Origin of the sequence: Paenibacillus sp. LBL, assembly GCF_029893715.1 — a bacterium.
Classification (GTDB): Bacteria; Bacillota; Bacilli; order Paenibacillales; family Paenibacillaceae; genus Paenibacillus_AQ; species Paenibacillus_AQ glucanolyticus.
Map to the genome: position 1 here is coordinate 73,649 of NZ_JARXYU010000016.1, position 25,196 is coordinate 98,844.

The following is a 25,196-nucleotide window of genomic DNA, read 5'->3' on the forward strand; positions in this document are numbered from 1 at the left end:
GTTACATGGAATATAAAGTGTGCTGCGGACAACACGGTACCCAAGTCATCTTGAGTGTGTTGGACCTGTTTGAATATGTGAAGAATCAGCTGAATCCACCCTTCACTATGTAGAACGAGACTACTGCTTCAGCTGTCTCAACACCGTGATTTCAACCCGGCGGTTTTTCTGTTTGCCTTCGGGTGTGGCGTTGTCCGCTGCCGGACGGGTATCGGCATAACCAGCGTACTGGAATCCTGCCGGGTCCAGCTTGCTGTCCTCCAGGAAGAATCTCAGCACCGACATGGCACGGGCGCCGGATAGCTCCCAGTTATCCTTGTAGCTGGAGTGGCGACCAATCGGCACGTTGTCCGTATGCCCTTCGATGCTTACCGTTGTATTCAAATCGCCGAACAGGCTTGCCAGCTTGCCGAGCACCGGGGCAGCCCCGGATTTAAGCTCGGCCTTCCCGACATCGAACAGAAAGCGGTCGCTTAACGTAATGGCAATCCCCTGGGGCTCGTCCGAAATGAAGATGTCCTCCTCCAGCTGGTTGTCTTTCACGTACTGCTGAATGAGTCCCATAAAGTTCGCAAGTTCCTCTTCCTGGGCTCGGAAGGCCAGCTCACGCTCGGTTAAAGGTGCTTCCCCGTTATCTTCCTCCTTATCCTCAGTGACGGCTGTTTGTGGCGGCGAATTCTTATGGTTCTGCGTATCGGCTGTGCCCGTAATGCCCGAACCCATCTCCAGGATGCTGTCACCGCTCTGGAAGGTGGCCTGCAGGGACTGGGTGACCAGTTTGTATTTTTCCGTATCCAGCCGACTCATGGCATACATTACAACAAAAAAGATCAGGAGCAGCGTAATCAGATCCGCATAGGTGATCATCCAGCGGTCGCGCTGATCGCTTCCATCCTGCTTACGGTTGCGCCGCCGTCTATTCGGCTGTCTCATGCGCGATCCCCCTTGAGGACGGAGTATCCGTGGTGCCAGCGGAAGCGAAGGAGGCTAGCTTTTTGCGGACCAACAGCGGGTGCTCGCCGTTCTGAACAGCCATAATTCCTTCGAGCAGCAGCTCCATGTTTGCAATTTCTTCTTCGGAGCGTGCTTTAATCTTCGATGCAATGGGCAAAAAGATAATATTGGCACTCGCAACACCGTATAAAGTTGCGGTGAATGCAACAGCGATGGAAGGACCGAGATTGGTTGGGTCTTGCAGACTGCCCAATACATGGATCAATCCCATGACGGTACCGATGATGCCCATGGTAGGGGCATATCCCCCGGCGGATTCGAAAATTTTGGCATAGCCTTCATGCTTCTGCTCGGCGGCATTGATATCGAGCTCCAGGATTTGCCGCACCATTTCAGGGTCGTTGCCGTCCACAACCATCTGCATGCCTTCCCGAAGGAACGGATCCTCGTGGTCGGCCGAGATGCGCTCCAGCGCCAGCACGCCGTCTCTTCTGGCCGTTACCGACATATCGACGATGTCGTCAATCAGCTTCTCTGACGAACGCTCGCTGCGGCCGAAGGCCAGTTTGAGCGCAGCAGGGATGGTGCGGAGCCGGGTGGCAGGGAAACTGACGATGACGGCGGCTATGGTGCCGCCGAATACGATAAGGGCTGCCGCACCTTGCAGCAGACCGCTCAGATGACCGCCTTCCCATAAGAATCCCCCGATCAACGCGGCGAGACCGGCGAGAATGCCAAAAATAATCGTAATATCCATAACGCTGTACCATCTCCTTTAAGGAAGTTAAATTCATGAAGTCATAAGTTTGATATAAAGCTTGTTCAATGCGGGTCATGAGGTCTGCCAGACTCTATAAGTTGAAATCCCGACAACGGGAACTGGAACTTATTGAAATTTTCATTAAACTGTTTGCATCAAAAAAAGGGAAGGGGTATAATGAGACGGGAACAAATATTCTTATTCCCTAAGTAGACACCACTAATTTCCCATAATATATCATCGGGAAGTTTCGACATATCTTTTAGCATGAATTTAATTTTAGAGTATGAGGGTGATGAAGGGCAATGAGCGATTTAGTTGTCAGTACCAAATCCTTTGAGATCGAGTCTGAATTCCAGCCGCAGGGCGACCAGCCCACGGCTATTGATGCGTTGGTCGAAGGATTGCACCAAGGGAAGAAGCATCAGACACTGCTGGGTGCAACAGGAACGGGTAAGACGTTTACGATCGCGCAAACAATCGCCAAGGTAAACCGTCCGACACTCGTCATTGCACATAACAAGACGCTGGCTGCTCAACTGGCCAGTGAGTTCAAGGAATTCTTCCCGAACAACTCGGTGGATTATTTCGTGAGTTATTACGATTACTATCAGCCGGAAGCCTATATCCCTTCCTCTGATACGTATATCGAGAAGGACTCCAGTATTAATGAAGAGATTGATAAGCTACGCCACTCTGCAACAAGCTCGCTGTTCGAACGACGCGATGTCATCATTGTGGCGAGTGTATCTTGCATATACGGTTTGGGTTCGCCGCATGAGTACGGTGAACTGCTGCTTTCGCTGCGGGTGGGTATGGAGAAACCTCGCAATCAGATTTTGTCCCGACTTGTTGACATCCAATATCAGCGGAACGATATCAACTTCGTTCGCGGCACATTCCGCGTTCGGGGGGACGTCATCGAGATTTTCCCTGCTTCGAAGGGGGAGCATGCCGTTCGCGTTGAGTTGTTCGGCGACGAGATTGAACGGATCACAGAGATTGACGTGTTGACGGGCGAGCTGGTTGGAGAACGCGACCATGTCGCCATATTCCCGGCATCTCACTTCGTTACCCGTGAAGAAACGATGCGGGTAGCGCTTGTCAATATCGAACGGGAGCTGGAAGAGCGTCTCGAACTTCTTCGTTCGGAAGGCAAGCTGCTGGAAGCGCAGCGACTGGAGCAGCGCACCCGTTATGATATTGAGATGATGAAGGAAGTCGGCTTCTGCTCCGGCATCGAGAACTATTCCGGTCCGCTGACCTTCAGAGAGGCGGGGGCAACCCCCTATACACTCCTGGATTACTTCCCGGACGATATGCTGTTTGTCATTGATGAATCGCATGTGACTCTGCCGCAGATCCGCGCGATGTACAACGGTGACCGTGCGCGCAAAACCGTGCTGGTCGACCATGGTTTCCGATTGCCGTCCGCGCTGGATAACCGTCCGCTGAAGTTCGAGGAATTCGAGGAGAAGGTGAACCAGATCATCTACGTATCGGCTACGCCGGGTCCGTATGAGATGGAGCACTGCGAGACGATGGTTGAGCAGATCATCCGTCCGACAGGACTGCTTGATCCGATCATCGATGTGCGTCCTACAGAAGGCCAGATCGATGACCTGATCAGCGAGATCCATGACCGGGTGGAGCGCGATGAGCGTGTGCTCGTGACCACCCTGACGAAGAAAATGTCGGAGGATCTGACCGATTATTTGAAGGAGATCGGGATCAAGGTTCGTTATATGCACTCCGACATCAAAACGCTGGAACGGATGCAGATCCTTCGCGATCTGCGGCTTGGTACATTCCACGTGCTGGTGGGTATTAACCTCCTACGGGAAGGTCTTGACCTGCCAGAGGTTTCCCTGGTTGCGATTCTGGATGCGGACAAGGAAGGCTTCCTCCGTTCTGACCGTTCCCTTATCCAGACGATTGGCCGGGCTGCGCGGAACTCGGAAGGTAAAGTTATCATGTACGGCAACAAGATCACCGATTCCATGGATCGGGCGATCAAGGAAACCGAACGTCGCCGCAGCATTCAGGTCGCTTATAATGAGGAGCACGGCATTACGCCGCAGACGATCCGCAAGAAGATCCGCGATGTCATCGAAGCAACGAAGGTTGCAGAGGGCAAGACCGATTATCTGGTGGGCGAAGGACAGAAGATGTCGAAGAAAGAACGTCAGAATCTGATTCAGCGTCTGCAGTCCGAGATGAAGGAAGCCGCAAAGAATTTGCAATTCGAGCGTGCGGCAGAGCTTCGTGATGCCCTTCTGGAGCTGCAGGCTGAATAATATGGGTTGAAGAATATGGGTTGAAGAATGTCAAGGGGGACGGCCAAGCGGTCGTTCTCTTTGTGAAATAAATACAGCTATACATGCATGCCATATGGAGTAGGAGATGATATCGTTTGGCAAGTGAAAATATTGTGATCAAAGGCGCCCGCGCACACAATCTGAAAAATATCGACGTCACGATACCTCGTGACAAGTTCGTTGTTCTTACAGGTCTTAGCGGCTCGGGCAAATCCTCGCTCGCATTTGATACCATTTATGCCGAGGGTCAGCGTCGTTACGTGGAATCCTTGTCCGCTTATGCCCGCCAGTTCCTCGGACAAATGGAAAAACCGGATGTCGATTCCATCGACGGCTTATCGCCTGCGATATCGATTGACCAGAAAACGACGAGCCGCAACCCGCGTTCCACGGTGGGTACCGTAACGGAAATCTACGATTATCTGCGACTCCTGTTCGCTCGCATTGGACATCCTCATTGCCCGGAGCATGGCGTGGAGATCACTTCCCAGACGGTCGAACAGATGGTAGACCGTATCATGCAGTATCCGGAGAAGACGAGACTGCAGATTCTGGCACCGGTCATTTCTGGACGCAAAGGCGAGCATAAGAATCTGTTTGCCGATATTGCGAAGCAGGGCTTTGTCCGGGTTCGTGTCAACGGGGAGCTGCGTGATCTGTCGGACAGCATCGAGCTTGAGAAGAATAAGAAGCATACGATCGAGGTTGTGGTTGACCGGATCGTGGTCAAGGAAGATATTGAGGCACGTCTTGCCGATTCGATCGAGACGGCATTGAATCTGTCGGGCGGCCAGCTTCTGGTTGATATTATGGGACAAGAGGAGCTGCGCTTCAGCTCCAACTTCGCTTGCCCGATCTGCGGTTTCAGCATGGAAGAGCTGACGCCGAGGATGTTCTCTTTTAACACCCCGTTCGGAGCTTGTCCGGAATGCGACGGCTTGGGTGTGGAGATGATTGTGGATTCGGAGCTGCTGGTGCCGGATATGAGCAAAAGTATAGAAGAAGGCGCCTTTGCCGCATGGAGTGGAGGCACCTCCACCTATTATCCGCAATTTCTGAAATCGGTCTGCGTGCATTTCGGCATTCCGCAGGACAAGCCGGTCAGCACCCTGACCCAGGAACAGATGAATAAGCTGTTATATGGCACGGGCAAAGAGAAGGTTCATTTCCGTTATGAGAATGATTTCGGTCAGCGCAAGGAAGCGCACGTGACCTTTGAGGGAATTATTCCGAATCTGGAACGCCGCTACCGGGATACGAATTCCGAAGGTATTCGCGAGTACATCGAAGGCTACATGAGCAGCAAGCCATGCGACGTATGTAAAGGGCATCGTCTTCGGAAGGAGAGCCTGGCCGTTACGATCAATGAGCGCAATATGGCCTACGTTTCCAGTCTGTCGATCGGGGATTCCCTGAAATTCTTCGATCATCTGGAACTCAGCGAGAAAGAAACCCAGATTGCCAACCTCATCCTGAAAGAGATTCACAGCCGGCTGGGATTCCTGGTCAATGTGGGATTGGATTACCTCACCCTCAGCCGTTCAGCGGGAACGCTGTCTGGCGGGGAAGCACAACGAATCCGGCTAGCCACGCAGATCGGATCGAGCCTGATGGGCGTGTTGTACATTTTGGACGAGCCTAGTATTGGACTTCACCAGCGGGATAACGACCGACTGATCTCCACCCTTGAGCATATGCGGAATTTGGGCAATACGCTGATTGTGGTAGAGCACGACGAAGATACGATGATGGCTGCGGACTATATCATCGATATCGGTCCAGGCGCTGGCATCCATGGCGGCCAGGTTATTGCGGAGGGAACACCGAAGGAGATTATGAAGGACCCTAATTCTCTGACGGGGCAATATCTGAGCGGCCGCAAATTCATTCCGGTTAACAGCGAGCGGCGCAAGACTGATGGACGCTGGCTTGAGATCAAGGGCGCGAAAGAAAACAATCTCAAGAATATCAACGTGAAAATTCCGATTGGCGTGTTTACTGCGGTAACCGGCGTGTCCGGATCCGGTAAATCAACGCTGGTGAATGAGATTCTGTATAAAACGCTGGCCCGCGATTTGAACAAGGCGAAGGTGCGTCCAGGGAAATACCGTGAAATGAAAGGTCTCGAGCATATCGAGAAGGTCATTGACATTGACCAGTCTCCGATCGGCCGTACGCCTCGCTCGAACCCTGCTACCTATACAGGCGTCTTCGACGATATCAGGGACATCTTCTCCCAGACGAATGAAGCGAAGATTCGCGGATACAAGAAAGGCCGCTTCAGCTTCAACGTGAAGGGCGGACGCTGCGAGGCCTGCCGCGGGGACGGAATCATCAAGATTGAAATGCACTTCCTGCCGGATATTTACGTTCCTTGCGAAGTATGTAAGGGCAAGCGCTATAACCGTGAAACGCTGGAAGTCAAATATAAAGGCAAGAACATCTCCGAAGTGCTGGAGATGACGGTTGAGAATGCAACGGATTTCTTCCAGAACATTCCGAAGATTCACCGCAAAATGCAAACCTTGATGGATGTTGGCTTGGGCTACATTACGCTGGGCCAGCCTGCCACAACGCTGTCCGGCGGTGAAGCCCAGCGCGTGAAGCTGGCATCTGAGCTGTACCGCCGCAGCACAGGGAAAACGATGTATATCCTGGATGAACCGACAACCGGCCTGCATGTGGACGATATCGACCGTCTGTTAGTTGTGCTCCACCGCCTGGTAGAATCCGGCGAGTCCGTCCTGGTCATCGAGCACAATCTGGATGTCATTAAGACGGCGGATTATCTGATCGATCTTGGTCCAGAGGGCGGCAGCGGTGGCGGTACGATCATTGCCACAGGTACGCCTGAGGAATTGGTGAAGGTGCCGGAGTCTTATACAGGCAAGTACCTGAAGCCGGTCTTGGAACGTGATACGAAGCGAACCAAGGAACTGAACAAGGTTGAGGCTGCGCGTTCATAGTAGTTCGGCTTTCTTCCCATGCTGAAGGGGATTGCGCTGGCATTGTAATCAACAAATAACTTCAGCCAATGAACAAGAGGTTGTCTGAGAAAAGAGCACCCGATGGAATAATCGGGGGCTCTTTTTTTCTTATCCAAGAGCAGCTTAGAGAATGGAGTAGTCGGTGAAGGAATATACTGTGTATTTTCATATATTCCTCCAATACCATCCCGTTCCAGGATATGGTATGATCTTGGTGATTTTGATTAATGGGGGGATTGTATGAAGAGGTACACCTATTCCATGCTGATTGCTCTGGCAGCAAGTGCTTTATACATAAACTCATCCACTAGTGCTCAAGCAGGCGTTATTTTTTCAGATATCGATCCATCCTATGCAAAGGATGCCATTCTCCGGTTAGCAGACAGCGGGCTGCTCCAAGGTGACGGGTACGAGGAGTTCAATCCGAAAGAAAGCGTGAGCCGGCAGGATTTTGTTATCATGATCGTAAATGCGTTAAATCTGAGTACAGGCAATCCTCCCGAGAGGGCTACATTTAAGGATGTGTCTAACGATCATTATGCCTTCTCCGCTATAGAAGCTGCGGTGAATAAGGGACTCGTCATGGGAGTCGGAAACGGAAGGTTTGGACTGGGACAACCGCTGACACAGCAGGATATGGCCGTGTTATGCCAGAGAGCCCTGCAAGAGATTACCGGCAAGGAAATTTTGCATGAGGGAACCTTGCAGGAGAAGTCTAATGATCCTTCGATTAGCGAATATGCAAAGGATGCTACAGCACTTGCGCTGGAACTAGGTCTCTTCCCGGAAACCGCAAATGGTTTTAGCCCCAAGGGGACAGTTACAAGGGAAGCCGCCGCCGCGGCAACCTTCAAATGGCTGCAAGCGGCAGAGCAGATCAAGCTGGATGCCCCCGAGAGCGAGTTGGATACTCCCGAGGAAGAGCTGGATTCTCAGCCAGAGAAAGAGCAGGAGACTCAATCAGAGGATACGCTACCGATCATCTATGGAGTTGCGACGCCTTCCCGAGAAGCAGCAGAAGTACCTTCAGGAGGTGCGCAGCCACATTCACCGCAATCGGGAACGGAATCGCAGGGGCCGTTACAATCACAGCTGCCGACAACACCACCTTCAGCTCCTAATGATGTGAAATTTCATGATGTGAATGGTCAGGTTCAATTGACCTGGACTCAGCGACAGGGCGAGACCTACAACGTCTATTCCAGTGCACAGCCGGGGGCAGGCTATACGTTATTGGCAGACGGAGCGAGTGTGGAGGCGGGTTCTTATGTGATATTGAACGCAACTCATCAGGAGCCGACCTTCTATGTCATTGAAGCTGTCAATAGGATCGGCAAGAGCGGTTATTCCAGCGAAGTTTCGAGCCGGCCGAATAAAGTATCGGGTCTTCAGGCTATTCTAAATGAGGAAGAGGAATCCATTAGTCTAACCTGGTCAGATGCACAGGAAGGCGTTAAATATAATGTTTACTACATAGGACCCGACGGATCGAGATCACGCTTAAATGATGATCTGTTAGATAACCGTGCGTATCTCATCTCAAATCTCAATATGTTAGCTGGCCCGTCTGGCAGGTATACCCTTTATGTGGTCGCTGTTAACGGACTGAACGTAAGCAGTGAACCTTCCAATGAGGTTGCCCTCGATGTCAAAAAGGATCCGGAGGATCGGATCACGATCACGGACCCGTCCGTAGCCTTGCCTAATGATGACTTGGAAGAGGAAACGACAGCCGAACCGGAGTCGGTCACGGAGGACGATGGAGGACATCATCTTGATCCTGCAGATGTGCCGCTTGAGAGCTCCAAGCAGCCCCAACCCGATTACATTCCCTAAAATAACGGGCCACAGCCATGATGAAAGTCATGCTGAAGTCTGACAATTTGGTTAAAAATGAGAAAATTTTATGACTTTTTTTTATTTTTGGGGACAGAGGGCTTGCATCTGGACGGGCACATGGATAACATATAAGAAGATATGTAAATTTGCCCGAGAACAAACCCACGAGGAGGTACGTTTCATGATCCTTGCAGCAGCATCGGATGCGAGCGCAACATTCAAGACATTTGATATCTTTATGATTTTGTTTACGATTTTGATCTTGGTTGGTGTGGTTCGCTTGCTGATGGCCCGCCAAAAAAATAAATTCGCAATCGCTTTCGGCCTCGTCAGCTTATTTGTGTTCCTGTATTCTGACTATGCCATGATTACGGGATGGTTTAACAATTAGGCTGCATTTCGTACGTTATTAAAGCGGCTTCATTTGACGAAGGAAATACATACAAACAAGACGCCCTTCTGCTCTTGCAGGATGAAGGCGTCTTTTTGTTGCTTCGAGGGAAAGTTACACAATCTGCAAGAAAATAAAAAAGAAATAGGTCTAGAAGCAATGGCTGTATATGGAAAAACATGATAAATTGAGGAGTACAAGTTGGATAGAGGATGGAACCGGGGGAGGAACCGAACAATTGAAGAATATACATTGGCAGCAGCGATTAGCTGCTGTTCTGCTGGGGACCGTGATTCTGGCGGGAAGCTGCGGTGTCGTTATGGATACCGATATTGCGGCAGCTGCAGCATCAAAGAACAAAAGTACATATGAACAAAACGCGGTGCCACAGGTCATCAGCCTGATGTCGCCGTCGGTCGTTGGCATTATCGGGAAGGCTGCATCAGGAGGCGGGGAAGTGGACGATCGATATAACCTCGCTCATGGCACGGGGGTCATCTGGAAGTCAGACGGCTGGATTGTGACGAATGCCCATGTAGTGGATGGTCTAACCGGCATCACGATTGTGACCTCCGATGGCAAATCCTATAAAGCCAAGGGCGTATACAGTGATCCGATGAGCGATATCGCCTTGGTTAAAATCAATGCCAAATCCTTGAAGCCGGCCAAGTTTGCCGCTACCGCGCAAAATGCGCTGGTGGGGGAAACCGTGGTTGCCATCGGCACCCCGATCTCATTCTCGCTGCGGAATTCAGCCTCGGTCGGTGTGGTTAGCGGTCTAAACCGCAGCGTGGACGGTTCTTACCGTCTGATTCAGACCGATACAGCGATCAACCCTGGAAACAGCGGCGGCCCGCTGGTTAATCTGAAGGGCGAGGTTATCGGGATCAACAGCAAGAAATTCGCCGCGGTCGGCATTGAAAATATGGGCTTCTCCATTCCGGCGGAAACCGTTCGTTATGTGACGGATCACTTATTGAAATATGGTGAAGTGAGAAGAGCGGCACTCGGGTTGGAGCTGGAAGAGAGCTGGTCGGCCATTGTGGGGCTTCCTTCAGATGACCCACTGACGGTTACCAAGGTGCTGTCTGCAGAGGCACGCAAAATCGGGATTCAAGAAGACGATGTGTTATACGCAATTAACGGAAAGCGCGTATATTCCGTTGTGGATATAAACGAACGGTTAAAGTCCTTCATGCCGGGCCAGCATGTTCAATTGCTGATGCAGCGTGACGGGGATATCGTAAATCTTAAACTGACGCTCAGCCAGGATGGAAGCCAAGCTGTTTCGTCAAGCGTTGGGGAGGCTGAGTAATGGTTAAGAGAGCAAGCACGGAGTCAAGCCGACGTCTGCAGCGGTTTACAGCGGGTACGGTAGCGGCTTTCATGTTATTTACGTCGCTGTCACTTCCGGTATGGGGGGATGACGTGGTTCCCGAGAAGCGGGTATTGACGGTGCAGAGCGGCAGCAGTACAGCTTCGGTGAATGGCACAGCCTACACGATTGCCAAACCCCAATTGAAACAGGGGGTGCTCATGGTGCCGCTTGGCGTGTTCAAGAAAGCTTTTGGCAGCGAGATCAGGCTCGAAGGGGAGAATCGGGTTCGATTGCTGCAAGGCTCGCATACCGTTGTGCTCGTGATCGACAACAAGACGGCTTGGATCGATGGGAAAAAGGTGCAGCTTCCGGCAGAACCAACGATGGTAGCCGGCACGCTGATGGTGCCTCTGCGCCCGGTTGCGGCAGGGATTGGCGCCAAGGTAAGCTCTTCCCAAGGCAAGCTGTCCATTAGCCTCATGGTTATGGATAAGGAAGAGAAGCAGGGCGAAGGCGAAATCAACAATACCACGGGAAAGACCCGGATCGGGAATAGTTATTATGAATGGAGTATGAATTATCCCTCCTGGATGATGGTTGGAAGAGGGACGGACGACGAGAGCGGAGCCGCGTTCAATGACGCGACGGGCCGTTACTACTTGGAAATCCATGCTTCCTCCCAGAAGGTGAAGCAAAGTCCCGATGACCTGCTGGAACGTCTTCTGAAGGAAGTAAACGACTCCGGGGATGTTGTGCTTCACCAGGAGACGGTCTCCGGCGGAACCGTACGATACGCCAGAGTCATCTCCCGCGATGTGGACGGCGTCTTATGGGAAGGGCGGCAGTATTATGCCAACGACCGCGTGTATGAGCTGTATTTTGCCGATGCAGAAGCGGTTCACTACAAGGATATGGACAAACATGCGGGCTTGCTGGGCTCATTCAGAACGACCTATAGTGCGGGGGACAAATCAGCAAAAGATGTATCGACCATTGTCAATGGTCTCCGGGAAGCAGGAAGTGAGGAATACGGAATATGGTTCGGCGTTCCTGCAGGCTGGGAGATCAACAACAAGGAAATGCTGTATGGCGGGGAAGGAGAGGGCTACCTGTCCGTTTCGGTGACATCCGCTCCGACGGGGGCCGACTCTACATTGTCGGCTTGGGCGCAGCGGCTTAAAGACTGGCTGCCGGAATCCTTTGTCAAGGATGCATACGAATATGTCGGACTTACGCCTGTTGAAATATCGGGTGTAAAAGGACAGATTCAGGAGGTACGGTACAACTTCGGCGATAAATGGGTAACCGAGTATGAAGTGATGATTCAGAAGAACGGCTATCGTTATTATCTGGAGTACGCGGTACCGGATGGCCAGGAGCGGGCGGCTTCCAACTGGAAGAAGGTTCTGGAATCGATTGAAATCGATTATGAGGTCGTGCCGGAGAACTTCGGCCGTATTGGCGAGGAAGGCTATCTGACGGATAAATCCAAAATGAGAACCAAAAACTCTCAAGCTTATCGCTATCATATCGATATCCCAAGGTATTGGGAGCCGCTGAACGATCAGTTCGAGCAGGGAAGCGTGGAGTATGGTTTTGCCGGGGGCGGATTTGAGATTATTGCACAAAGGGACGTCGCTGCAGAATACATCGTCAGCAATCTGAAGCGATATTATAACGAAGCGAGCTCAGCCTCGGGAACCAAGGTGAAGCTGCTTGGGGTTGAAAATATCACTTACGCCGGTGTCCCAGCCGTGTCGTTCAAGGTACATCAGGTCAAGAACGGTGTAGGTTTCACCACACAGGAAATCGTCTTTGAGAGCGGGAACATTGCCTACACGATTACGACAACGCTGAACGATGCCAATGCAACGGACGTGCAGAAAGCCGCGATTGAACGTGCGCTGTCATCATTTGAACTGGTGAAATGATAGAAGACATGAAGGAACTCATCTGATCCTTTTATTGCAATAGGGTTCATTATCGGCATCATTTATAGCTGTCCAGCTGCATCCATGGGGTGCAGAGGGGCAGCTGTTTTGATATAGACAGCGGGGATGTCGCCAAATTATTTGGTGACATATAGAACGTATGTGCCGTTTTTGCGGTTCGATATGTTAAAATTAAAATAGTGAGTGTATTTATAATCAATGAAATCGGCTTGTAGAAGAGGGAAACAGCGGATGAAAAAAACAATAGGCATGTTCGCTCATGTGGATGCTGGGAAAACCACGCTTGCAGAGCAGCTGTTATATATGACCGATACCATCCAGGAGCGCGGCCGCGTGGATCATCAGAGCGCTTTTCTGGATAGTCATGATATTGAAAAAGAACGCGGGATCACCGTATTCGCCGATCAGGCGACCATGCAGTTCAACGGCTCTACCTATTATTTGATCGATACACCGGGTCATGTCGATTTCTCCCCGGAAATGGAGCGGGCCATTGGGGTAATGGACGCCGCGATTGTTGTCATCAGTGCCGTGGAGGGTGTCGAGGGTCATACCGAGACGGTATGGCATTTGCTGCGCAAGCATGGGGTGCCTACGTTCTTTTTTATTAATAAAATCGATCGGGTGGGCGCGGATGTGCCGCGTGTGCTTGAAGAGATTCGACATGAGCTTACCGAGGACGCCTGCATGATCACAGAGGAGGATGTGCTGCACGAAGGCGTGATGCAGTCCTCTCTTATAGAGGCGATTGCAGAGCGGGACGAGAAGCTGCTGGAGCTCTATATGGAGCAGGGATATGAGGTTTCGCAGTGGTTGGATACGATGACAGCGATGATACGGGAAGGACAACTCTTCCCCTGCTTCAGCGGCTCTGCTCTGCAGAATATGGGGGTGACTCATTTTCTGCATCAGCTGGATCTGCTGACCGTTACGGATTATGATCCCGGGGCGGAGTTTGCCGGGAGGGTATATAAGATTCGCCATGATGAGCAGGGAACGAGGCTGACCTATATCAAAGCCATGGGCGGAACGCTGCAGGTGCGGGATGAAATCGTTTATGTGTCCGGAGCCGAGATGATCCGGGAGAAGGTGACGTTTATCCGCCTGATCAACGGGGGACGGGTCATGAATACCGACCGGGTGCATGCGGGTGATCTGTTTGTGGTGACGGGTATTTCTGCGGCTGCGGCAGGAGACGGACTCGGGGCTTTAAGCGGACGGACGGCATACGAGCTTGTACCGACATTGAAGTCGAAGGTGCTGTTTGAATCCTCCATTCATCCCAAGGATATGCTGCGCGGATTTCGTCTGCTGGATGCGGAGGACCCCTCGTTGTCCGTGCAGTGGGACGAGCCGGCCCAGGCGATTCATATTCACGTGATGGGGATCATTCAGCTTGAAGTACTGGAGCGCATCGTGTTCGAGCGGTTCGGATACCGGATTTCATTCGGTGAACCGGAGATTCTATACAAAGAAACCATCACAGAGGATGTTGTGGGCTGCGGCCATTTCGAACCGCTGAAGCATTATGCGGAGGTGCATCTCCGGCTGGAGCCCGGAGAGCGCAACAGCGGCATCGTATTTGCCAATGCTTGTCATCCCGATGTTCTGCCGGTCAACTATCAGCATCTGGTTGCCCAGCATGTCGGTGAGAGGGATCATCACGGGCTGCTTACAGGCTCTCCGGTCACTGATATCAAGATAACCCTGCTCAAGGGGCGGGCGCACAACAAGCATACACACGGCGGGGATTTCAGGGAAGCTACCTACCGAGCCCTTCGCCAGGGCCTGGAGAAAGCAAGCAATAGGCTGCTGGAGCCTTACTATCACTTCAAGGTGAAGGTGGATGTGGAGCATATTGGACGGTTGATGTCGGATCTGACCCAGGCGAAAGCCAACTTTGAGCCGCCGGAAACATCAGGGGACAAGGTAACGGTCACGGGGTCAGCTCCTGTATCGACCATGATGAATTACAGTATGGAATTAGCCGCCTATACCAAAGGAAGAGGTGCGATATCCCTTGTTTACGGCGGTTATGACCGTTGTCATAACGAGGCAGATGTCATTGATCGTAAAGGATACGATAAGAATGCCGATCCTGAATACAGCTCCTCCTCCATCTTTTGTGCGAAGGGTAGCGGTTATGCTGTGCCTTGGGATGAAGCGGACCGACATATGCATGTGTAGCTCAGCGGAAGCGAATAGGCGTACAGCTAGGAAATCGAGTGATAATGCGTCCAGCAGTGCAGACAAGTAATATGGGCAAATAAGGGATACCAAGGCTTTATTTAGGTCCGGAAGGTGCTGCGCATGCATCATATCGATCTTAACGCGTGCGCAGTCCAAGTGGATTATGAAGAGAGGGATCCTTTTTCTACTGGCTGCTGGCGCGAAGGGCGCATCGTCCAATAGGTGATGCCGGTTGTAATCAGCATTAAGACGCCGGTCATCAGGAATACCGAATGAATGTTAAAAACGCCGCTGACCAAACCGCCAACGAGCGGTCCGGCCATGCCGCCAATCTGGTTGGCCGTCTGGTTGAGGCTGAACGCCCGTCCGCGGAATTCGCTTGGCGTATGTTTGACAACAAGGCCGTTGAGTGCGGGGAATACGGCACAGAAGAACGCACCGTAGGCAAAGCGGATGGCTGAGAACGCCCAAATATTGCTGAACAGGATTTGAGCGAGCGATCCGACTCCGCCGGCCAGCAGGCCGATCAGGAGCACCTTCTGGAATCCGATTTTATCGGCCAAGCGCCCCCACCTAGCTGCAAACAGGATGCTCGCGATCCCGACGATGGAGAAGACGAAGCCGGCAATCATCGAAGTATGGGATGAAGAGCCGCCAATCTGAGCGATATAGAGTGGCAGTACGGGCTCGATTGTCATGACGGAGAACTGCGTCAGAACGGTGAGCATGAGCACGGTCATGAGCGCTTTGTTGTGTCCGGCGACTTTGAAGGTGTTCATGACGGAGACGCGCTCCTTGCTGGGTACGAATTTCTCTTCTTTGACCCAGAATATGACGAGCAGCGTAGCTGCGAAGCAGAGCATCCCTGCCAATCCGAATGCCATTCGGTTGCTGAACAGGGAGGCCAGCGTGCCGCCGATCATGGGACCCATGATGCCGCCGGTGGCGGTTGCCGTGGACATCATCGAGAGGGCATAACCGACCTTTTTCTCAGGGGTATTGGTACCGACGATTGCGATAGCTCCCGGGATAAAGCCGGAGAGAAGGCCTTGCAGCAGGCGGAGAATCAATACCTGGTACTCATTCGTTACAAACGCCATCAGAACATAGATGACAAAGAGCACGAGCCCTGCACGGATAATCATCGGCTTGCGCCCGTATTTGTCCCCTACAGCTCCCCAGAAGGGAGAGGACAAGGCGCCCGCAAAAAAAGCGGAACTGAACAGCAGTCCCGACCACATTTCCGTATTCTTGGTAACGCCGAGTTCAATCAGAAAAAGCGGGAGAAATGGTATGACCATTGAGAAGCTTGATGAAACAATAAAGGAGCCGAACCATAGTATCCATAAATTCTTTTTCCAACTTTCCATGTCTTCTTCATCTCCTGATGTGCGATTTGTTGTAATCCTTCGGGCTTCCCCTCCAATCTTTAAATAGATAATGGTGTATGTATTAGTTGTTCACGGTCTCTTGGGTTATTTATAAATATCAAAATCTTAACTTCGGTCATTCCCGCAAAAGGGATATCACAATTCGGGTAAAGCAAAACGCCCCCCAAATTTGGTAAACTGGAATCACCCAGACTACCGCACTAAAGCGAAAGGCGTGCAACTTCATCCTACACCACATGATATGGAATGGGAAGAGGCTGGGTACGGGTGTATGGAGGCTAAGGGCTCATTTCAGGATGGCTTGGAATCCCCTGGTCATCGCATAAATAAAGGGTTTTCAGGAATCGATAAGACGTTGACATAATATCGTAAAATTATTTTTTTGGGGAGAACTGATATGAGAGAAACGCTGAAGGATCTATATTCGAATACATTGTTCCAACAAGTGACCGACCGGTTAAAGGAAGCCTATCCGGCATTCGATGTGAACCGGTTCATGGGGCTTGTTCATGATGAAGCTTGGGAGCGGGAGGAGTTCAAGCAGCGCATTCGTCATATTACAATGGCCTTAACGGACACGCTGCCCGCTTCCTACCCCGATGCTGTGCAGATCCTTAAACAGGTGGCACCGCATTTTAGAGGCGTGGAATATGTGTTTTTTCCGGATTATGTTGAGGTTAATGGCATGGAAGACCTGGAGACCTCGATGGAGGCTTTGGCGGTATTCACGCATTCTTCTACGGCGGAGTTTGCCGTGCGCCCCTTTATTATGCAGGATCAGGAACGGATGCTGACCCAGATGATGACATGGGCTCGGTCTGAGGATGAGCATCTGCGCAGATTGGCGAGCGAGGGCTGCAGACCGCGCCTGCCCTGGGCCCCGCAGCTGCCGGCGCTGATTAAGGATCCGCGTCCGGCTCTGCCGATCCTGGAGCAGCTGAAAGAGGACTCTTCCCTCTATGTAAGAAAAAGCGTGGCAAATCACCTGAACGATATCTCTAAGGACCACCCGGAGCTTGTGCTTGAGATTGCCGCGAAGTGGTATGGCCAGCATCCTCTCACGGATTGGATCGTGCGTCATGCGCTGCGTTCTCTGCTGCGAAAAGGGGACATCCGGGCATTGGCTATTTTCGGATATGTGGAGCTGGAAGAGCTTGAGGGACTTGAAGTCCGCGAGCTTCGGATCAAGCGATCTGTGATCGCGATGGGCGACGACCTGGAGTTTGTTTTTCAGGTGGTCAATGAAACCGGTAATCCGATGGCACTGCGCATCGATTATGAGATTGATTATATGAAGGCGAACGGCAAGCTTGCGCCGAAACGCTATAAATGCTCGGACAAGATCTATTCATCGGGAAGTTGGAAGGTCGAGAAAAAGCAATCCTTTAAGCCGATCTCGACGCGCCGCTTCTACTCCGGTGATCACCGCCTTCACATTGTGGTGAACGGCAAGCGATTGGCCAGCATGGACTTTGTGCTGGAGGGCGCGGAGTAAGCGTAGGGGACTTGTGCAGGACGTATACCGGCAAACCCTGGGTGCAGGACGTTGCACTGGAAACCTCTGGCAAAGGAATCCTGAATCGGGTTGACGGTACGGGAGAGTTCCGTTCCAAAGTTTTGTACATCGTGGGCAACTGCTCCCTGGCGCACGGCACGGTGCGTGGTCCGAGGCAGGCTTGGATGGCTGTCGACCGCCGAGATGTTAAGAAGGCTCTGACTAAAGGATACGGAGATCAACATGCAGTATTCCAGATCCCTGGTTGAGGAAAGAGGAAGTAATCCCCGTATGCAAAAGAAAGAGATGATAATACTAGCCCCGCACGGTGATCATGCCAGGCAGCGGTCGTAGCAGGTCATGTGAGGCAAGCCTTCCAAGGGGAGGGCTTGTTTTTGTTTTGTGCAAAACTGAGCGCCATGCGGATTATGGCAGCACTATCAAATGTGTGGAAATCAAGCTAGCAGGTAGAAGAGAAGCCGGACTTTTGGTACACTAGATAAGTTGAAGAGCTATTCAAGTGTTAACAACCAATTGATATAGATGTGAAACGTCCTGTTCTATGAAAATAGAGTATGGCTTGTTGGTTTCAATGAAAGAATAGTAGTACACAGTATACCGGCATGAACCGGTCTGGGAGGATATAGATGGACACGAAAGCAATACAAAGAGAAGACGTGGAATTGCTGGCACCGGCAGGGGATTGGGATTGTATGCGGGCTGCCGTGGCGAATGGGGCGGACGCGATCTTTTTTGGAGTCGAAAAGTTTAATGCCCGTGCACGGGCGAATAATTTCCGGATGGATGAGCTGTCCGAAATTATGGCCTTCCTGCACAGTTATGGGGTTAAGGGATTTCTGACCTTTAATATTCTGGTGTTTGAGAACGAGCTGGAGGATGCCAAGGAACTGATTGATGCTTGCGTGGATGCCGGGGTGGACGCGGTGATTGTGCAGGATCTGGGTCTGGTGAAAATGATTCGCGAAATCTCGCCGGACTTCCCGATCCATGGCTCTACGCAGATGACGATCACTTCGCCGGAGGCAGTCGAGTTCACAAAGCCGTTTAATATGGAGCGCGTCGTGCTGGGACGCGAGAACAATCTGAAGCAAATCCAGAAGATCGGGGAGCAGGCAAAACTGCCGATGGAAGTATTCGTGCATGGTGCGCTATGCGTATCGTACTCGGGTCAGTGCCTGACTTCCGAAATGTGGGGAGGTCGTTCCGCGAACCGCGGCGAGTGCGCGCAGGCTTGCCGTCTGCCGTATGATCTGATCGTGGATGGCGAGCAGAAGCCGATGGGCGACGTCGCCTACTTGCTCTCGCCAAAGGATCTGGCCGCCATTGATCTGATGCCGGAGCTGATCGAAGCGGGCGTGACTTCGTTTAAGATTGAGGGCCGTTTAAAGAGCCCTGAGTATGTGGCCAACGTCGTGAGCAAGTACCGGAAGGCCATTGACCGGTATTTCGACGGGGAAGATGCGAGACCGAGCAAGGAAGAGGTGCGTGAGCTGCAGCAGAGTTTCTCGCGCGGCTTCACGCATGGCTTCCTGGATGGAACGAACAATAAAAAGCTGGTTGAGGGTACGTTTCCAAAAAGCCGCGGCGTGTATCTCGGCCGGGTAGAGCAGATTCTGCGCGACGGTGTTGTCTGCAAGCTGGATGCGCCGCTCAAACGCGGGGACGGCATCGTGTTCGATGCTGGAGATCCTACGAAAAAAGAAGAAGGCGGACGCGTCTACGACGTACGGCGCAAGGGCGTGAAGCTGGAGGGTGAAGCGGAGGAAGGATGGATCATTGATATTGTTCCCGGCCGGAGCGACGTGGACCTGCGCAAGCTGCATGTCGGCGACCGGATCTGGAAGACCAATGATCCGGCACTGGACAAGCGCCTCCGTCAGACGTACGAGACGGAGAAGCCGTACCGGGTATTCCCGGTACATGTACGTGTCAGCGGCCGTCCCGGACAGCTGCTGTCAACCTGGTGGACCGATGTGCAGAAGGGCACGACGGTCCAGGTGGATTCGGAGCTGGAACTGGAGATTGCCCAGAAGCGCCCGCTCAGCCAGGAAATCCTGGAGGAGCAGCTTGGCCGCCTGGGCGGAACGGTGTTCCAGCTTGAGGCACTGGACGTCGACCTGTACGGCGACGTCATCGTGCCGATTCGCGAGCTCAACAGCATCCGCCGCCGTGCGGTGGAGCTGCTCGCCGGCGAGCGGCCTAAACCGCCCGTGTACGTGAAACGGGCGGTGGCGGTGTATGGCGATGCGGCTGTGCCCGCTGCGCCCGTGGGCCGCGGTGAGGCGAAGCTCACCGCGCTGTGCCGCAGCCTGCCGCAGGTGCAGGCTGCACTCGAGGCCGGCGTTGAGATGATCTACGCCGACTTCGAGTTCATCAAGCAGTTCCCGGCAGCGGTGGAAGCCGTGCGTGCAGCCGGCAAACAGATTGCGCTGGCAACGCCGCGCATTCACATGCCGGGCGAGAACGGCTACCACAACAACATCCTGCGCCTCCAGCCGGACGCCGTGCTGGTGCGCAACACCGGTGCGCTGTATTTCTACCTGCGCCACCGGATGGAGAACCCGGGGGCGAAGCATCCCCGGCTGATCGGCGACTTCTCCTTGAACATCGCCAACCATAAGGCGGTTGACCTGTTCGTCGAAGCCGGATGCGATGCCGTCACGCCTTCCTATGACCTGAACATCCAGCAGATGGTGGATCTTCTCGGTAAGGCCGACACGTCCAAGATGGAGATTGTCATCCATCAGCATCTTCCGATGTTCCATACGGAGCACTGCGTGTACTGCACGTTCCTCAGCGAAGGAACGGACTTTACGAACTGCGGTCGTCCGTGCGAAGAGAGCCGCGTGTCCCTACAGGACCGGATCGGCATGTCCCACCCGGTTCGGGTAGACGAAGGCTGCCGTAACACGGTATACAATGCCATCGAGCAGTCCGGCGCCGAGTATCTCGCGAACTTCATGGAGCTGGGCGTATCCAGCTACCGCGTGGAGTTTCTCGAAGAGACGCCGGAGCAAGTCCATGAGGTCATCGATCTCTACAACCGCGCTCTGCGCGGTGAGATCAACGGTACCCAGGTATGGAAGAAGCTGAAGGCAACCAACCAGCTTGGGGTAACGCGGGGGCAGTTGGTGAAGTAAGGAATAGATATCTTTATGAAATATATAAGCACATGCCAGCGATTGGGCTGACATGTGCTTTTTTTGTCTGGAGAATATGAATATAACTTCTATCCTATCTCAACTCTTTAATGTTATTTCGTTCTTCCACATATGCAATGCTCCGCTCCACAAATTCCAGCACCTCTTCCGAGACAGGATACAGCCCGGATTCTTCTGCCGGGCGCTTTCGCACTTCCCAGAACTTGTCCATCAAGTCTTCATCTCCGCCAAAAGTTTCATTGGACAGCGCCATTAATTCGCTGGCTATATTATATCCCTCATCGGATTCCGGCAGGATAGCCTGCTGTACGCACCACTCTATTCTCCGGAGCAGTGAGACGTACTGCTGCGTCATCCGGTCATTGTGGCTGAGATTCGGGAGTGCCTGCTGTAGAAAGGCACGCTCTTCTTCCTCGAAATAATCCGTCCATTTTTTCGCGCTCGCTTGTGCGTTCTGTACAAGGTGGGATACTCGCTCCCAGGAGAGCGAACCCTCCAGATCGATCATATGGATCAGGGAGGTGGTGTTGGAAATATGGGTCTGTAACAAAGACAGCTGTTCCTGCAGATGATTGTGATGCGCAGTCAAAATATCGCGGTAGGATAACTTATCCAGCACATTTTGGATCTCCTCCAGCGGCAGCGCCAACGATTTAAGAAGCGTGATTTTTTCCAGCGTAAACAGGTCGTCTTCCGAATAGTAACGGCGTCCGTTATCCTCTTTCTCGCTTGGCTTTAAGAGACCGATCTGATCATAGTAGCGCAGCGTTCGGACCGAGATGTTCCACTGTTTGGCTACTTGCCCGGTTGTCCATCGATTCATGCCGTTCCTCCTGAACATAAAACTTGCAGGTGACGTCACGTCACTCTCTATAGTGGAATTATATCACAGAGAATCTGGAGGAATGGATGATGAGCAGAACGGAGACTTGGAAGCAGAAGGACCCTTGGACATGGCGGGAGCTGGTTGTTGCTGGTCCTTGAATTTGTGTTAGTGATGGTGGTAGTCAAGTATGGGATGCAATCCATATATGAAACCGTCTTTGAAAATACACTTTACTCCGGTACACTCACTGGTCTCACGATCGCAGGTGTACTTTTAACAGGATTATATTTAGCTGCACTGCGCCCAAATTTGAGGCCACCGATCTCTATAACTGCGCTTTGCGCGGCGAGATTAGCGTTCCCTACGTCCACCAACAGGATCAGTGTGAATTTCGAGATTATTGATGTAGACGTTTCTTTCTATCATCAGCAATCAGCTTTTTTGGCTTTTTGTCGAATGAAGTTTTGTACAAGTGATGGGCTGCCCGTTCCATGGGTAAATGCTCGAATTCTCTATCTCAAGATATCGGCCTTGGCTTTCCAAAGTCGCACCAAGAACCGATAAAGGTCCAAGGGAGTCATTTCTTGGCTACTTCATATACGATTTGAGATGGGAGAGAGACTTTAGCATGATCACGAACACAAGAAGAAGAAGGTGCATTGCTTTTCTGCTGCTATGTGCCCTGCTGATCGTTTTGCCAGAGAAGGGGATTACGTCGGCAGCTGCTGCCGATGGGAAGGAAAAGGTAAGGCACCGGGCAACCTACATTTTTGATGGAACCCAGAATCAAGTCACGGTCCGTACAACCCGGATCAGCTTTGATATCGGGATGAAAAAGGTGAGTGAATATGATTTTACCGATAAGACATTGTTGCCGTCGCACTACCGGTTTTGGTCCACGAACGGCTTCAATATGCAGGATGGGGTTGTCGCGGACACGCCTCAAGGACTCAAAGCCTATACGGTAGCGGTACAGAGCCCTGTCCAAGGAAAAGGTGAAGTTACTATTATTTATGAATTTGATTACACCACCTTGTCGCTGCGAAAAGTGAAGGAGATCCAGCCGGGGCCAAGAGTTGGGCTTGAAGCCCAGCTCGGCCTGTACTCCTTATATTCGGAAAAAACCGGAATCCAGTATTACTCACTGGTGGACAACAAGCGAAAGCTGTCCGGGGGGCGGTTAATCACTTCGGAGGATGTGACGGAAACCGATTACAGCCTCTCGCCGGCTCCGGCTTCACAGAATTTTGGCGTATATTGCCCTAATAGCCAACTGACCGGCTGTTATAACGTTACATTCGGCGGAGGGAAGGGCAGCGCGGTCAAAGTCACGGAGAACCGGGTGGCATATGATTCCAAGCAATCCACGTCCACGAAGAGTTTTATGGCCGGAGGGACCAGGATTAAATGGAAGAACAGTTACCAAAACGGTACCTACCAATGGACCGTGGAGGGAAGTCGCAGCGGCGGCAAAACCGTCTCTCTCTATAAGGGGCTGGTCAAGGAAGTAAAAACCTTTGTTTCCCCCGGCGGCAAGTACTTGGTGATCATTGCGGATCCTTCAGGAGGCGTCAACAAGACGCAGAACGGCAAAGTGTACATGTATGATCTTAAAACCTTGAAGCTGGTACAGCAATACGACGCCTTATATAAAGCGTATGTTACCGGGATTCGGTGGGCATCGGATGAGCTCTATGTCATCGAATACTATTTTTCTAATCCGGGCGCCTATCCGCCGTCCTTCTATTACGTCCCGGAAGGGAAACATTTCAAAATCGAGTACGACCAGTACCGGGATTGGGTCAACTACTGGGACTCCTTCTCGTATGAGGGCCTATTCTATTTGACGCTTCCGGTCGCGGTGACATCCGGTAACGGCGTGCTTTCTTATGAAGGGCAGCCCGCGTTCCACATGAACGGCCTGTATTACGTTCCACTGAAGGAGTTCGCCGATGCATTCCATATCCAATATGAGGTGAAGGGTAAGGAACTGCTGTTCCAGCGGGAAAGTCGAACGAGCAAACTTGCAGCCAGCCAGAACAAGCAAGTGGTCGTCGACGGAAAGGTGTTCCTGCCGCTCGGACAGTGGAATAAGGAACTGGGATTAAAGGTTGCCCTGGCCAATAGACACGTCATGAACACTACACTGCAAATCAGCGATGAGCTGCGTAAGACGGAGGCGGCTATGAAGACGGAGCCTCAAGCCTTTCAGGCTATCGTGGAGCGGCTTCAGCGGGCGGGTGATGGATCCGGTGGTTTTGTGGGTGATCTTGCTTGGGAGATGACCGAGGCGGATCGCGCCGTATTAGGGAATGTGCAAGTTGTGCTTAATCATGACCGGAGCTTGAGCATCCGCATGCAGACTAACCGTGAATACGGAGAGATAATTCCTGTCATCATCACTAGCAGGGATTATGGCAAGGTGCTCATGGAGCTTCCGGTCGATATGAAAGATAAGTACCAGGCGACGACCTCAGCCTTGCCGAGCCATGTTTTTGATGACGGGGTAGTGACCGTCGTGCTCCCCGACTCCAAGGAGTCGTTCTCGGCCTTTACGCTGAAGCTGCCAGTCTTTGATAAAAATCGGTTTTAATCGAAGGTTTGATCGGACTCATGGTACAATGTCATCAATATGTGGGAGACTTACGAGAATGGAGAAGATAGGATGAACATTCGTAAAGCGATCATACCGGCCGCGGGACTGGGCACGCGGTTCCTGCCGGCCACGAAAGCAATGCCGAAAGAGATGCTTCCTATTGTGGACAAGCCTACTATCCAATACATCATAGAAGAAGCTGTGGCTTCCGGCATTGAGGACATTATCATCGTGACGGGTAAAGGAAAGCGGGCGATCGAGGACCATTTTGATTCCTCATTTGAACTTGAACATAATTTAGCGGAGAAGGGCAAGTGGGGGCTTCTCGAAGAGGTGCGCAAGCCGTCCAATATGGCGGATATCCATTACATTCGGCAAAAAGAGCCCAAGGGTCTTGGGCATGCGATCTGGTGTGCGCGTAAGTTCATTGGAGACGAGCCGTTTGCGGTATTGCTCGGTGACGATATCGTGGAGTCGGAGGTGCCTTGCCTGAGGCAGATGATGAAGGTCTACGATACCTATCAATCCGCCATTGTGGGCGTTCAGCCTGTCGAGTGGGACGAAGTTAATCGATACGGGATCGTGGATGGCTTAAGGAAATCGGAAAGAATTTATGAAACATCAAGATTGGTAGAGAAGCCGTCCCGTGCAGAGGCACCATCCAATCTGGCCATCATGGGCCGTTATATTTTGCCGCCGGAGATCTTTGACTTGCTGGAGAATCAGGAGGTTGGGAAGAACGATGAAATTCAACTGACTGATGCGCTGTCTGTACTAGCTTGCCGGAGTCCGATTATAGCCTACAGTTTTGATGGCATACGCCATGATGTCGGCGAGAAGCTGGGTTTTATTGAAACCAGTATTCATTACGCATTGCAGCGGGAAGAGTTGAGAGATGATTTGATTGCTTATATGAGTGGGGTTTTGGCGAAGGTACGGTAGGGAACGATTTCATAGCCCATAAGAAAAAAAGGGACAGTTGGGTAGAATTATTCTA

16 protein-coding genes are annotated in these 25,196 nt (G+C 51.9%); 12 read left to right on the plus strand and 4 right to left on the minus strand.

Annotated features, from left to right (window positions below):
• Window positions 1-120: 120 nt before the first annotated feature.
• Both M2277_RS25295 and M2277_RS25300 read right to left on the minus strand, forming a co-directional pair.
• Complete coding sequence (locus tag M2277_RS25295) at window positions 121-933, minus strand: flagellar motor protein MotB (protein WP_280755902.1); 813 nt, start codon at window positions 931-933, stop codon at window positions 121-123.
• Entirely contained in the window at window positions 917-1,711 is a 795-nt protein-coding gene (locus M2277_RS25300) for a flagellar motor protein (RefSeq protein ID WP_006213013.1), read from the minus strand. Before M2277_RS25300 ends, M2277_RS25295 begins: the two co-directional genes overlap by 17 nt.
• Window positions 1,712-2,019: 308 nt before the next feature.
• Between M2277_RS25300 and uvrB the strand changes: the two genes are divergently transcribed.
• From uvrB to M2277_RS25335, 7 genes are all read left to right on the plus strand, one after another.
• Window positions 2,020-4,011 (plus strand): excinuclease ABC subunit UvrB, encoded by a 1,992-nt coding sequence (gene uvrB / locus M2277_RS25305; RefSeq protein ID WP_006213012.1) that lies wholly within the window; start codon window positions 2,020-2,022, stop codon window positions 4,009-4,011.
• A gap of 116 nt (window positions 4,012-4,127) precedes the next feature.
• Entirely contained in the window at window positions 4,128-6,998 is a 2,871-nt protein-coding gene (uvrA, locus tag M2277_RS25310) for an excinuclease ABC subunit UvrA (RefSeq protein ID WP_006213011.1), read from the plus strand.
• Window positions 6,999-7,259: 261 nt separating this feature from the next.
• On the plus strand, window positions 7,260-8,855 hold the full coding sequence (locus M2277_RS25315) for an S-layer homology domain-containing protein (protein WP_280755903.1): 1,596 nt from the start codon (window positions 7,260-7,262) through the stop codon (window positions 8,853-8,855).
• Between the two features lie 184 nt (window positions 8,856-9,039).
• Window positions 9,040-9,249, plus strand: a complete 210-nt coding sequence (locus tag M2277_RS25320; RefSeq protein ID WP_006213009.1) for a hypothetical protein — start codon at window positions 9,040-9,042, stop codon at window positions 9,247-9,249.
• Between the two features lie 238 nt (window positions 9,250-9,487).
• Entirely contained in the window at window positions 9,488-10,564 is a 1,077-nt protein-coding gene (locus M2277_RS25325; protein WP_148246379.1) for a S1C family serine protease, read from the plus strand.
• Complete coding sequence (locus M2277_RS25330; protein WP_280755904.1) at window positions 10,564-12,498, plus strand: copper amine oxidase N-terminal domain-containing protein; 1,935 nt, start codon at window positions 10,564-10,566, stop codon at window positions 12,496-12,498. Before M2277_RS25325 ends, M2277_RS25330 begins: the two co-directional genes overlap by 1 nt.
• A 252-nt stretch (window positions 12,499-12,750) precedes the next feature.
• Entirely contained in the window at window positions 12,751-14,706 is a 1,956-nt protein-coding gene (locus tag M2277_RS25335; RefSeq protein WP_280755905.1) for a GTP-binding protein, read from the plus strand.
• Window positions 14,707-14,870: 164 nt separating this feature from the next.
• Here M2277_RS25335 and M2277_RS25340 read toward each other — a convergent pair whose 3' ends face one another.
• The gene (locus M2277_RS25340) at window positions 14,871-16,079 is read right to left on the minus strand and encodes an MFS transporter (protein ID WP_280755906.1); all 1,209 of its coding nucleotides are present in this window, start codon (window positions 16,077-16,079) and stop codon (window positions 14,871-14,873) included.
• 418 nt (window positions 16,080-16,497) lie between these two features.
• Between M2277_RS25340 and M2277_RS25345 the strand changes: the two genes are divergently transcribed.
• The 3 genes from M2277_RS25345 to M2277_RS25355 all read left to right on the plus strand — a co-directional run bounded on the left by M2277_RS25345 (window position 16,498) and on the right by M2277_RS25355 (window position 20,756).
• Window positions 16,498-17,595, plus strand: a complete 1,098-nt coding sequence (locus M2277_RS25345; protein WP_280755907.1) for a DNA alkylation repair protein — start codon at window positions 16,498-16,500, stop codon at window positions 17,593-17,595.
• A gap of 11 nt (window positions 17,596-17,606) precedes the next feature.
• Entirely contained in the window at window positions 17,607-17,864 is a 258-nt protein-coding gene (locus M2277_RS25350) for a hypothetical protein (RefSeq protein WP_280755908.1), read from the plus strand.
• A gap of 378 nt (window positions 17,865-18,242) precedes the next feature.
• Window positions 18,243-20,756, plus strand: a complete 2,514-nt coding sequence (locus M2277_RS25355; RefSeq protein ID WP_063477960.1) for a U32 family peptidase — start codon at window positions 18,243-18,245, stop codon at window positions 20,754-20,756.
• Window positions 20,757-20,850: 94 nt separating this feature from the next.
• On the opposite strand, the gene M2277_RS25360 is transcribed toward M2277_RS25355, so the two are convergent.
• Complete coding sequence (locus tag M2277_RS25360; RefSeq protein ID WP_280755909.1) at window positions 20,851-21,600, minus strand: MerR family transcriptional regulator; 750 nt, start codon at window positions 21,598-21,600, stop codon at window positions 20,851-20,853.
• 631 nt (window positions 21,601-22,231) lie between these two features.
• Between M2277_RS25360 and M2277_RS25365 the strand changes: the two genes are divergently transcribed.
• Window positions 22,232-24,196: a hypothetical protein gene (locus M2277_RS25365; protein WP_280755910.1), complete on the plus strand. Its 1,965-nt coding sequence runs from the start codon at window positions 22,232-22,234 to the stop codon at window positions 24,194-24,196.
• A gap of 72 nt (window positions 24,197-24,268) precedes the next feature.
• Window positions 24,269-25,141 (plus strand): UTP--glucose-1-phosphate uridylyltransferase GalU, encoded by an 873-nt coding sequence (galU, locus tag M2277_RS25370; RefSeq protein WP_280755911.1) that lies wholly within the window; start codon window positions 24,269-24,271, stop codon window positions 25,139-25,141.
• Window positions 25,142-25,196: the final 55 nt, after the last annotated feature.